10 protein-coding genes are annotated in these 12671 nt (G+C 54.9%); 7 read left to right on the top strand and 3 right to left on the bottom strand.

Going from position 1 to position 12671, the window contains the following annotated elements:
• Window positions 1–121 precede the first annotated feature (121 nt).
• Window positions 122–769, top strand: a complete 648-nt coding sequence (locus tag JO972_RS06690) for an RNA polymerase sigma factor (protein WP_309489242.1) — start codon at window positions 122–124, stop codon at window positions 767–769.
• 59 nt (window positions 770–828) lie between these two features.
• A complete protein-coding gene (locus JO972_RS06685) occupies window positions 829–1992 on the top strand; it encodes a PQQ-dependent sugar dehydrogenase (RefSeq protein ID WP_309489241.1) in 1164 nt (387 codons plus the stop codon).
• 2 nt (window positions 1993–1994) lie between these two features.
• Here the strand turns inward: JO972_RS06685 and JO972_RS06680 are convergent, their stop codons facing one another.
• Entirely contained in the window at window positions 1995–3224 is a 1230-nt protein-coding gene (locus JO972_RS06680; RefSeq protein ID WP_309489322.1) for an MFS transporter, read from the bottom strand.
• A 179-nt stretch (window positions 3225–3403) separates the two neighbouring features.
• Here JO972_RS06680 and rpoN point away from each other — a divergent pair, with 179 nt between their 5' ends.
• Window positions 3404–4816: an RNA polymerase factor sigma-54 gene (rpoN, locus tag JO972_RS06675; protein WP_309489240.1), complete on the top strand. Its 1413-nt coding sequence runs from the start codon at window positions 3404–3406 to the stop codon at window positions 4814–4816.
• A 16-nt stretch (window positions 4817–4832) separates the two neighbouring features.
• Here the strand turns inward: rpoN and JO972_RS06670 are convergent, their stop codons facing one another.
• On the bottom strand, window positions 4833–6479 hold the full coding sequence (locus JO972_RS06670) for an ATP-binding protein (RefSeq protein WP_309489239.1): 1647 nt from the start codon (window positions 6477–6479) through the stop codon (window positions 4833–4835).
• Between the two features lie 141 nt (window positions 6480–6620).
• Between JO972_RS06670 and JO972_RS06665 the strand changes: the two genes are divergently transcribed.
• Both JO972_RS06665 and JO972_RS06660 read left to right on the top strand, forming a co-directional pair.
• Window positions 6621–8147, top strand: a complete 1527-nt coding sequence (locus JO972_RS06665) for a phytoene desaturase family protein (RefSeq protein WP_309489238.1) — start codon at window positions 6621–6623, stop codon at window positions 8145–8147.
• 12 nt (window positions 8148–8159) lie between these two features.
• On the top strand, window positions 8160–8636 hold the full coding sequence (locus JO972_RS06660; protein ID WP_309489237.1) for an SRPBCC family protein: 477 nt from the start codon (window positions 8160–8162) through the stop codon (window positions 8634–8636).
• On the opposite strand, the gene JO972_RS06655 is transcribed toward JO972_RS06660, so the two are convergent.
• A complete protein-coding gene (locus JO972_RS06655) occupies window positions 8608–9987 on the bottom strand; it encodes an aldehyde dehydrogenase family protein (protein WP_309489236.1) in 1380 nt (459 codons plus the stop codon). The two genes, JO972_RS06660 and JO972_RS06655, sit on opposite strands and share 29 nt — an antisense overlap.
• Window positions 9988–10060: 73 nt before the next feature.
• On the opposite strand from JO972_RS06655, the gene JO972_RS06650 reads away from it, so the two are divergent.
• Both JO972_RS06650 and JO972_RS06645 read left to right on the top strand, forming a co-directional pair.
• Complete coding sequence (locus JO972_RS06650) at window positions 10061–11560, top strand: phytoene desaturase family protein (RefSeq protein ID WP_309489235.1); 1500 nt, start codon at window positions 10061–10063, stop codon at window positions 11558–11560.
• Window positions 11561–11576: 16 nt separating this feature from the next.
• Window positions 11577–12671 carry a glycosyltransferase family 2 protein gene (locus tag JO972_RS06645; RefSeq protein ID WP_309489234.1) on the top strand — a complete coding sequence of 365 codons (1095 nt, stop codon included), beginning with the start codon at window positions 11577–11579 and terminating at the stop codon, window positions 12669–12671.

The raw sequence follows: 12671 nt of genomic DNA, 5'->3' as shown, positions 1-12671 counted from the left end.
ATCACCATCAAATGGCAATGAGGTTTTTTGGCATCTATGACGGAATCAACTTGCAAGCCTTCCATCCATGGGAACAATTCTTGCAACCTTTCGCTGCCAGACGGGTTTTACGTTTATGCTCATGACTGGCACCGCGAACAAGCAGCTGCAAACCGTCGCCTATATGTCCGATTCCAGCGTCTCCAACTCAGATTCGAAATCGGACAACGACATCGACGTCGCGCTGATGCTGCGTGTCGGCCAACGTGACGAGCATGCGTTTGAAGAGCTCATCACGCGCCATCAGAGCGCCGTGATTGGCACGGTGGCGAAGATGTTGGGCAATGCATCGGAGGCGGAAGACATCGCCCAGCAAGTCTTTATCCGACTTTGGAAAAGCGCGCCCCGCTACAAACCCACCGCCAAGTTCACCACCTTCATGTTCACCATTGCACGCAACCTCGTGTTCAATGAAAGCCGGAGAAAAAGTCGCAAGAAGGAATACTCGATGGATGAGCGCGAGGACGACTACCACTTGCAAACGCCCGACACCGATCAGGCCCAGCCGGATGAGGGCCTCCTGCACGCCGAGCTGCAGAGCGCCGTCGATCGTGCGATCCAATCCCTCCCTGAAAAACAACGCCTCGCCGTGGTCCTCCGCCGCTACGAGAATATGCCCTACGAGGAGATCGCCAATGTGCTCGATCTCTCCGTGCCGGCTGTCAAGAGCCAGCTATTCCGCGCTCGCAATTCCCTCCGGGAGTCACTGCAGAGCTATCTGGACCAATAGTCACGACGGTTTACCCATTCTCACTTTGCAATCTGCCAAGGCTGGAATAGTGTCACATCATGACGCATAAATTGTCCGCCATCGCACTGTCTCTCGCCGCCCTGGGAACCCTCGATCTGCAAGCAAAAATCGGCACCGAACTGATCGGTGAAGGTTTTGACAAACCAGTCTGGGCCCGCTCGCCTGAAGGCGTTGAGGATATGCTCTGGGTGCTGGAAAAACCAGGGGTGATCCAGATGCTCGACACCTCCACAGGTGAGAAAACCGAATTTCTCGACATCAGAAAACACATCAAGATCAAGATGAACGAGCAGGGTCTGTTAGGACTGGCCTTTGAGAAGGATTACCTGAAATCCGGACGCTTCTACGTTTATTACACCAATCAAAAGGGCGACACCGAGATCTGCCGATTCACGGCCCACGGCGATGACAAACGTCAGTGTGATGCCGACACCCGTGAGCTGCTGATCACCTTCAAGCAAGATTACAAAAACCACAACGGCGGATGGATCGGTTTCGGCCCGGACGGCTATCTTTACATCGGCACCGGAGATGGTGGCGCGGCGAACGATCCCAACAAACGAGCCCAAGACCTCTCCTCCTATCTCGGCAAGCTGCTTCGCATCGATGTCTCCCCGAAGACCGGCTACAAGGTGCCTAACGACAACCCGTTCACTTCTAACATCGGAGCTAAAACCGAGATCTACTCCTACGGCCTGCGCAACCCTTGGCGATGTTCCTGGGATCGTAAAACCGGCGATTTCTACATCGCGGATGTGGGCCAAAACCATTGGGAGGAAATCAACTTCATGCCCGCAGGCCAAGGAAACGGCGCAAACTACGGCTGGCGCTTGCGCGAGGGTGACATCGCAACGCCCAAGAAAAAAGTCGGCGGCAGCAAGCCGGAAAATGCCACCGATCCAGTCTACGTCTACAAACACGGAGGCAGCAACAATGAAGGCTTTTCGATCACTGGAGGCTACGTCTACCGCGGCCCCATCAAGTCGCTCCAAGGGAAGTATTTCTTCGCCGACTACGCCAATCCACGTGTCTGGTCGATCGAGGTCAAAGACGGCAAGTCGGAGAATTTCCAGGATTGGACCGATGAACTGAAACCATCCAAGGGCAGCCTGTCAGCGATCGCCTCCTTCGGCGAAGACCACGAGGGCAACCTCCTGATCATTTCCCACAGCGGACAGATCTATCAAGTGGTCGATCAGTAAACTCAGAACCGGGCGTCCCCTGGGTCGCCCGGTCGGTCATACCGCCAGAAGAAGTAGACGCCACAGCCTAACACCGCTGCAGCCAAGCCACTCCAGAAGAACACCCAACCATTCACCATGCCGATGGTTTGGCTGTAGTAAAGGCCACAGAGCAAGCTACCTAACAAGCCGCCAATACCATTGGTCAAAGTGCCCAACAAAGCCTGAGCCTGACTTCTGATCTGCGGTTGCACCCGACGACTCACGAGGATCTGTCCAGTGATGTAATAGAAGGTGTAACAAGGTCCGTGCATGGCGATACCCAACCAAATCCACGTCAGTCCCTCACTCCACCCGCCGAGGGCAAACAGGAGATACCTAAGCAGGGCAAAACCAATCGCAATCAGCAAGACCCAGCGCAAACGCCACTTCGCCAATAAGCCACTGAGCATCAACATCGCAACAATTTCAGTCACCTGCCCCAAGGTCATGGAAGCCACCGGATGGCCATCACCCAACTCCCGCAAGTGAATCGGTGCATACATGTAAAAGGCTGCGAGCGGGATGGAGAAAAAGATCGAGGTGAGGAGAAAAACCCTCAAGGCCTTGTCCTGAAACAAGGTCAGAGCATCGAGGCCAAAGCTACGCCGCCAATTCCTAACACCCGCCACTTTCCCCGGCATCCCCTGAGGTAAAGTTTCGGGCATCATGAAACACACAAAACCTAACAAAAACCGTATCCCGGCAGCCACAATCCCAGCGATCGCCGAGGCATCCCAATGAAAGAAGCTCACCAGCAAGCCGGCACCAATCCACCCCACCGTGCCCCAAATCCGATAGAGAGGAAATGCCCGCTCCGGGTTTTCCAGGTTTGCCAGCGCCACGGTGCTCAGCAGCGCCCACATCGGCGCGGAGATCAGTGCATTGATGGTTTGAAACGTCAGGAACGCCCAAGCGCCCCAACCACTGTAGAGCGAGTAAAATGATAGCCCCAGAAACACCGAACCTAGAATCGAAAGGACACCCATCAGCTTCTGCGCGGAGAATCGATTGTCGGCCATGGCCCCAAAGATCAAGGGCGAGAACAGAGAGGCCAAAGGACTGGCCGCAAAAGCATACGGTAACGCCCACTCGGCACCCTGCGATTTCAGCACATTCGGCAGTGAGGTCATCCACAATCCGGGAGCCACGGAAATCAGAAAAAACACGGCCGCGATCCACCACGTCCCTCCTTTTCCGAGCTTCACAAACATCGTTGACACGGGCTGTTTTTAATCGCCCGCAGGCAAACGCCAATCACGAAATGACGGAAAGCCGAACTCTTATTTTTGAGGATTCAAACACTTATTTAGATAATGGCACAGTATTTGCTTAATATAATTATCAACCTACGCTAGATTCCGGTACGCACTACCCAGTAGCACTCCAGACAATGCCACCATCAGCGTTCCAACAAGGTTTAGGTCAGACCCAAAGCCAGCAGCAAACTCTGTCGCCACAAATGCGTCAGAGCCTTGAGATATTGCAGGCGAACACGATGGAGCTCTCCCAGCTGATTGGGCAAGTGGCGGAAATGAACCCCACCTTGGAGGTCAATGACGAGGCAGAACGTCTTGATGACACACCGGAACCAGATGCCGAACACGACCTCGAGAACCTCTCCGAGTTTGACGACACCTGGCGAGAGGACCAGATCATGACCATGGGCAGTCGGCAGCAAAGCTCGGACGATGAAGAACGCCGCGAGTTTCTCTACAATTCCATCGTCGCCCCGAAGAGCCTGCAGCAGCACTTGATCGATCAACTCAACCGTGCGGCGGTGGATGATGAAAAGTATGCCGCGGCCGAGTATCTCATCGGTTGCATCGACGATCGTGGATTTCTCGACGAGCCGTTAGAAAATCTGGCACCCGTCTCCCCTTTTGATTTTAAGGAATTACGAGCTGCTCAGGCGCTAATCCAGAAGTTCGATCCTGCCGGTGTGGCGGTGGAGAACCTTTCCGAGTCGTTACTGCTTCAGCTCCAGCTGTTAGGACGTGGCGGATCGCTTGAATGCCGCATCATCGATGAACATCTCAAGGATCTGGCCCGGCACCGATTCTCAGATATTGCACGCGACCTCGGAGTCTCCCAGGAGGCAGTGGTCGCAGCGGCTGACCGCATAGGCGAGCTGAACCCGGACCCTGGCGCAGCTTTTGACCCCACATCCAACCCGCATGTCCTACCTGATCTGGAAATTCGCAAGGATAGCGACGGTCAGTTCTTTGCATCACTCACTAACGAATACCTCCCCACCCTGCGCATCAGCAATCATTACAAGGACCTGCTGGCCAAGTTGAACTCCGATCCCAAAGCTCGGAAATACCTGCGCGACAACATTCACGAAGGCCGACAGATCATGAATGCGGTGAGTCAGCGACAAGAAACACTGCTTAAAATCGGCACGGAAATTATTCAACGCCAGCCTGAATTCCTCTTGCATGGTCGCTCGAAAATGCGGCCGATGACGATGCATGATATTGCGGAAACCATCGGCGTGCACGCGGCTACGATTTCCCGCGCGGTCTCAGGCAAGTATGTGCTCACACCACACGGACTGATGGACCTCCGGGCATTCTTCGCTTCCGGCTACACCACCCAGCAGGGCACCGAGATTTCTAACACCGGTGTGCGCGAGGCGATCCAACAATTGGTTGCCAATGAAAATACCGCCAAGCCACTTTCCGACACCGCCATCGAAAAGCAGTTGAAGGAAAAAGGCATCAAGGTAGCGCGCCGCACCATCGCCAAATACCGCGATCAGTTAGGCATCTTGCCGTCCCATCTGCGAAAGCGCCACGCGTAGCGCGAAAGAGCCGCCTCTAGCGCTGGAAGGTCTTGGGTATGAAAGAGGCATCCGAAGCTTCCTCCACCGCCAGCTGAATCTGGGCGTTGATTACCGCCGTGGAAATAGGCGGCAGGTATCCTCGCAGGCATAGCTCCAGCGCCTCCACGGCCGAACAATTCTCCGTGATCGTAAGTCGCCGAGCTTTCACCGCGATCGCCTCAGCCGCTCCCGGTGTTAGAAGCTCCGGCATGTGACCGTTGAGCGTGGTTTCATTCGCCAGATCAGCAGGCAGTTCCAGCCCCCTACGCTTGCACAGCGCTCGGAGCAGTTGCCACGCTTCTTCTGGTGAGGCACAGGGGAAAAGTGGGATTTTCACATCGATCCTTCCCGGCCGCTTGAGATCCACCTCGATCAGATCCGGCCGACTCGATGCTAGCACCCAGAGGATTTTTCCACGGTTGCGCGTGTCGGACATTTCCTTCGCCATCATGGAGTAGACCCGACTGGAAACACCGGAGTCTCCAGAGCCCGATGCCCGCCGACCAAGCGCCTGATCCGCCTCGTCAATAAACACAATACAGCGACCCAAGGCATGCAGCAGAGCGAAGATTTTTTCCAAATTCTCCTCCGTGCTTCCCACCCAGCGATCGCGGAAATTCTTTAGGGTGACCACCGGCACCCCCGCTTCCCCCGCCAGGCATTCCACGAGGTAAGTTTTACCCGTGCCGACCGGGCCGCAGAAGAGGTAACCCATCGGCATCGATTCAAGATCATCTTTTTTCCAGAGAGCTATATCTTGTCGCAGCCACTCCTTCACACCTTGTAAACCGATCACGCCGTCAAAATTCCGGTCCGGCTCGACAAAGTCGATCAAGCCCCCGCAGTCGCGTTCCACCAGAGCCCGTTTCAGCTCGGAGAGGTCGGCTTCCTCGAGCGGTTTTTTGGCATGCTCTCTGCGTAATAACAAAATCTCCACCGAACTCAGTGTCGATCCTGTGAGTCGACGCGCCGGTCGTGAGAAATCCTCCCTGAAATTGATCAATGCGTTCGGGCAGCGTTGATAAAGAATCTTTAAAGCCGCCGTCATCTCTTGCGTTTCCGGCAGCGGCACGTCCACCTCACTCACCCTCGGGCTGCGGCCCACCAGCGGGTGCAGGCCGTTGAGGTTTTCAGAAATCAAGAAGGCCGCCTGACCGTGCTCCTGCAGCCTCATCTCCGCCGCCCAGCTGCGCAAGATCGACGCCATGGCATTGAGCTCGTGGTTGTGCGAGTTAGGGATCGCCGGGCAGATCAAATGCGCCTGTCGGATCAACACCGCCACCTTCGGGCTCTCGGCTCCGACCGCCTGCAGATTTTTGCAGTATTTCAGATAATGCGTCAGCACCCGCACCGCAGCGAGTGGGGCATCGGGCAGATCCATATCATCTTTCACACTCGGCCACTGGGAAAATACCTCCCCGCCACGCTCGATCCTCAGTCCTTGCCCAGGATCGTAACTGAGCACCACATCAAAGCGCGGCAATAAGGTCTCCATGATAAATTCCTGCAGTGAGCCGAGTCGGGCGCCATTTTTCTCCGGCACTAACAATCGATCGTTCACGTTGCCGTGCAGGACAAAACATCCAGCCGCTCCACTCTCGTAGCTGCTAACAATCTCCGACGCCCAATGAGGAATTTTCATACGCCCACGTATCCAACAGCATGCGGACTAGCTTGTCAGCCATAAAGCCACGCTCGGCACGATTCATCTTTTTTCCATTTGTGAGCTTTCAAGGCTGTGGCATGATAGCTGATGCGAAGATAAAATGTTCGCCCAACACACATGAATAAAAAAATCCTCATCATCGGCGCTGGGCCGGGCGGACTGACGAGCGGCATGATCCTGGCCCATCGCGGATACGACGTCACCATCGTGGAAAAATCCTCCGTGATTGGTGGTCGGAATGCGCCCATTCAGGCTGGCGATTACACCTTCGATACCGGCCCCACCTTTCTCCATCAGAAGTTCACCCTGGATGAGGTCTTTGCCGAAACCGGCCGGGATTCCGCCGATTACATGGACTTCGTCAAACTCGATCCCATGACCACCCTGAGCTGGGGAGATGTTTCTCTGGAAACCAGCTACGACCAGGAAAAGATGAAGCAGAATATCGAGCAGGCGTTCCCCGGCGAATCGGCGAACTACGATCGCTTCATGCGCGACCACGCGGAGAAGCTGAAGAAGATCTTCCCCTGCTTGCTCAGCCCATACAACAAGATCTCGAGCTACTTCCGCTCACACATGCTGAAGGCGCTCCCCTACGTCGCCACCACCAAGTCAGTGATGGACGTGTTAGATGAGTATTTTTCAAACGACGACCTCAAACTCGCCTTCACCTTCCAGGCAAAATACCTCGGCATGTCGCCGTGGACCTGCCCCGCCCTGTTCAGTATCCTCGCTTATATCGAATACGCCCACGGCATCTATCACGTGCAAGGTGGTCTGTCTAACATATCCGCCGGCATGGCCAAGGCCTTCGAGGAGGAAGGTGGGAAAATCATGCTCAACACCGAGGTCACCGAGATTCATTATGACGGTGATCGCGCGACCAAAATCTCACTGGCAAACGGCGAGCAAATGACCTGTGACGACCTGATCGTCAACGCCGACTACGCCCACGCCCGTGGCACCATCTTTGGCAAGCGCAACGAATCCGAGGAGTCGCTGCGTAAGAAAAAATACTCCTGCTCCACCTACATGCTCTACCTCGGTCTGGACACCCTTTACCAAGACGAACCGCACCACCACGTCATCTTTGCCGACAACTACCACCAGAACCTACGCGACATCCAAGACGAGGTGAAAGTCTCCGATGACATGTCGATCTACGTCCGGAACTCCAGCGTCACCGACCCCACCGTCGCCCCCGTCGGCCACTCGCAGATCTACATTCTAGTGCCCACTATCAACACCCGGAACGGTCACTCGTGGGAAGAAACTCAGGCTGAATACCGCGACAAGGTGCTCGATAGAATCATCGAACGCACCGGCATGAAGGACCTCCGTGAGCACATTGTGGAAGAGCGCTGCATCACTCCGCAGGGCTGGGAAAATACAGACATCTTCCTCGGCGCCACCTTTAACCTCGCCCACACGATGGACCAGATGCTCTACCTCAGACCGCAGAACAAGATGAAGGAGTTCGATAACATTTACCTCGTCGGCGGAGGCACGCACCCTGGCAGCGGACTGCCGACGATTTACGAAAGTGCCCGTATTTCCGCAAACATGATCTGCGAGGCCAATGGGGAAAAACCCGACCGTGTCGACTTCGCCACCGCCATCCTCGAAGGTGCCGTCGCCGGCTAACACCGCCTCACCATGGCCATTCACCATTTACACCGTGAGCAGCTCTTGGACTGCTCCATGGCTGAGGCGTGGGAGTTTTTTTCCACACCCCGCAACCTCGACCGCCTCACGCCGAAGTCCGTGGGGTTCAAAATCACCCACTGCGCCTCCGAAACCATGCATCAAGGGCAGATCATCGCCTACAAAATCAAAGTCGCTCCGATGATTTGGGTGAGCTGGTTGACCGAAATCAGTCAGGTGGAGAATCGCGTGATGTTTGTCGATTCCCAACTCTCCGGCCCCTACAAGGTTTGGCACCACACCCATCGCTTTCAGGAAAATGAAAACGGCGTGATGATGACCGATGATGTCGCCTACGTGATGCCCTTTGGTATCCTCGGCGAGCTGGTGCACGCGCTCTTTGTCAAACGTCAGCTGACCCACATTTTCGACGAACGCCGCCGGCTCGTGGCCGAGGTCTTCAGCGCAAAAAGCGCTTCAGCCACTTGAGCTTATCGCCATAGGGTGGCCGCGGATCGAACCAATCCGGCCCCCATGTCGGTTTCTTCACCACGCCGCGCTGATAGGTGAAAGTTTCCAGTCCTGACCGACCACGATAGCGACCATATCCGCTTTCCCCCACTCCACCAAATGGCAGCTTCAAATGCGCGCCTTGTTTCATCGTGTCATTGACACAGACACCACCAGAACGAATCGCCGTGGTCATTTTCTGCGTGAAGGAATCACTGTTAGTAAATAAATATAGGGCCAAGGGCGAGCCGTAGTTGGAGAGCCGCTGAATCAGTTCGGCTTCCGATTGAAAACGAACAACCGGCAGAATCGGCCCAAAGATTTCCTCTTCCATCACCTCGTCCTCCCAGCCAACATCGGGCATCACACGGGGTGCCATTTCGAGCGATGCCTCACGGTCATCTCCCTGCTGGATCATATTGGCGACGCCATCCGTGAGCTTTTTGAGTCGGTCATACTGCCTGCTGTTAATCACATGCGCCATCTCGCCATTCCAGCGCACCGCATCAAGCACCTTGCGGATTTCCTCGATCAGCTGATCTTTGACGGAATCGTGCACCGCGATGAAGTCCGGCGCGAAACAGGTCTGACCACCGTTGAAAAATTTACCCGTTAGAATCCTCAGAGCCGCCACTTCCAGGTCGGCACTCTGATCCACCACCGCCGGGCATTTGCCACCGAGTTCAAGCACGCAGGGCGCTAACTGCTCGACTGCCTTGCTCGCCACAATGCGCCCGATCGCGGTGCTTCCGGTGAAGAAGAAAAAGTCGAACGGCCGCTCCAGCAATGCCTCCGCCACATCCGCATCACCAGTGACCACCGCCACATGTTCCGGTGAAAAACTTTGCTGCACGATCTTCACGATCAGCTTTTCGCAAGCGGTGCTCACCTCAGAAGGCTTGAGCACCACGGTATTTCCAGCGGCAATCGCGGCCATGAGGGGGCTGAAGGAAAGTTGGATCGGGTAATTCCATGGAGCCATGATCAACGCAGCACCAAACGGCTCGTTGCGAATTTCGGATCGACAAGGATGGAGGTAGAACGCGCTGCTAACACGCTTCGGTTTCAGCCATTTCCGCAGCGACTTTTTAATCAACCGTAGCTCTTCCAAGAGAAAGTGATACTCCGCTACAAATGCCTCCATCCCCGGCTTGCCAAGATCATCCGCCAGCGCCTGAAGAATATCATCCCGGTGATCCGTCAGCTGATTTTCTAGGCACTCCAAGGCTTCAATTCGGAATACATAAGATCGCGTTCCGCCATCGGTAAAAAACGTTTTCTGACGCTCTAGCAACTCATCAATCTTATCCTCCGTTTTATCTTTAGCCACGATAGACGACTATAGCCTGAAATCATTGTCCTGCAACCGTTGACAAGATCTTTTCCGATGGAATGATACCATTATGCAGACATCCAAAGTCTCGATTATTGGAGCGGGCCTTGGCGGTCTGTCCGCCGCCATCTCACTTCGGGCAGCCGGCTATGAGGTCGATGTCTTCGAGAAAAACGCCCAGATCGGCGGCAAGTTGAACGTGATGGAAATGGACGGCTTCACCTTCGACCTCGGACCGTCGATTTTCACCCTGCCGCAGTTTTTCGAACAGCTCTTCGCGCGTGCTGGCAAGAAGATGGAGGACTATGTACAGCTCGATGCGGTGACCCCGCACTGGCGGAATTTTTTCGAACACAAGGAAACCATCGACCTCTATCAGGAGTCAGATTTGATGAAGTCCGAGCTGAGCAAATTGCCAGGCGATCCAGACAAGCACTGGCAAGAACTCCAGGATTTTCTGCAATACGGCAGAGACCAATATGAAATCGTCAACAGCGGTTACTTCGACAAAGGCCTCGACAACCTCTGGGAGTTCATCCGCCACTACGGCTTCAGTTTGTTAGGTGGGAAAATTGATTACCGCAATACGATGTCGGAGTCGATTCACCAACGGCTGACCGATCCCCAACTGCGCACCATCTTCGAGTATTTCATCAAATACGTCGGCTCCTCCGCGCTCGATTCCCCCGGCTACATGAATCTGATGCCGATCATCCAGTTCGACTACGGCCTGTGGTATGTCCGCGGCGGCATGTACAATCTGGCCAAGGGACTCGGAAAGCTGATGGAAGAAATGGGCGTAAAGGTCCACCTGAACGCTGACGTAGCTGCCATTGAAAAGGAGGGCAAAAAAGTCAGCGGCATTCGTCTAGCCGATGGCAGCGTGCACGCCAGTGACATCGTAGTCAGCAACATGGAGGTCATCCCCACCTACAAAAATCTCCTGCACGAAACAGAGAAGTTCACCAAGAAGTTAGAAAAGTTCGCCCCGGCCTGCTCAGGCATCGTCTTGCACCTCGGCACCAACAAAAAGTTTCCCCAGCTCGCGCACCACAACTTTTTCTACTCCGAGAATCAGCACAAACACTTCGATACCGTTTTCCACAAACACCAGATTCCCGAGGACCCCACGCTCTATGTGGTCGCCCCCACGCGAACCGATCCCAGCAAAGCACCCGAAGGCTGCGACAACATTAAGATCCTGCCCCACATCCCACCGCTACAAGATGGCTCCGGCATCACCCACGAGGACTACGTGGCGCTGAAAGACCGCTGCATCGATAAGATGGAGCGCTGCGGCATCACCGCCCTGCGCGAGAGCATCGTCACCGAGGACCTGCTGACACCGCTGGATATTGAAAGGATGTATCGCTCGAACCAAGGTTCCATCTACGGCGTCGTCACCGATTGGAAAAAGAACCACGGATTCAAGGCTCCCAAAACCAGCAGCAAGTATCAAAACCTCTACTTCACCGGCGGCAGCACCAACCCGGGCGGAGGCATGCCGATGGTGATTCTGTCAGGCCAGAACTGCGCCGATCGCATCATCAAACGCCACCCCATCAGCTGAGCCGTCACTCTCTAACATGCTACTGCTGATTCCCATCATCTCACTGCTCTGCGCCCCGGCGATCTGGGTGATCTTTGGTCGACCACGCTATGTGCCCATTTGGGGAAAAGCACCATGCAGGCCCATCTCAGTGATCATCCCAGCGCGAGATGAAGAGAAAAACATCCACACGCTGCTAACATCACTGAATGAACTATCAGTAAAAGCGCACGAAGTCATCGTGGTCAATGATGGCTCCACGGACAGAACCGCAGAGATCGCCCGTGACCTAGGGGCCATGGTATTTGATTCCAAACCTCTGCCCACCGATTGGAAAGGCAAACCCTGGGCATGCCAGCAAGGAGCAGAGCTCGCCACCGGCGAATGGCTCTTATTTCTCGATGCGGACACTCGACTAGAACCGAAAGCCATCGCCCAGCTTCGACACCTAACCGACCACGAAAATCACGTATTCTCCATTTGCCCATGGCACACCGTCAAACGACCCTACGAGCAGCTCTCCGCATTTTTCAACCTACTGATGGTGGTCGGCATGAACGCCTTCAGCCTCGACCGAAAATCCATCGACGATACCCGGCTCGTCGGTCAGTGCATACTCATCCCCAGCAGCATCTACAGGGAATGTGGTGGCCACGCCTCCGTCCGAGGTGAAATTCTCGAGAACTACCAGCTTTCCAAAGTCCTCAAATCCATGGGCATCAAGCGGTGCTGTTACCTTGGAAAAAACAGCGTCACCATGCGCATGTTCCCCGGAGGTTTGATAGAGCTGTGGCGGAGCTGGAAAAAAGGATTCATCTCAGGTGCCGCCGAAGTTCCCGGCATGACCATCTTCTGGACTTCGCTTTGGATCACCGGAATGGTCACGGCAACGGTTGCGCTTGCGCTCGTAGCAGCTGAACAAACTCCCCTGTTCCTCACACTATCCGCCTCCGCTTATCTGATCCACGCGATGCAGTGCTGGATCGTTTTCAGGCGTGTAGGATCCTTTGCTTGGTATAACGCATTACTATTTCCCGTTTCCCTGATTTTCTATCACCTGCTGTTTTTCACCGCGATCATTGATCAAAAACGCGGCAAAACCACCCAATGGAAAGGACGAGAGGTTAGCTGA

This window comes from Oceaniferula flava (assembly GCF_016811075.1).
Taxonomy (GTDB): domain Bacteria; phylum Verrucomicrobiota; class Verrucomicrobiia; order Verrucomicrobiales; family Akkermansiaceae; genus Oceaniferula; species Oceaniferula flava.
This window is presented reverse-complemented; position numbering and strand designations above follow the sequence as displayed.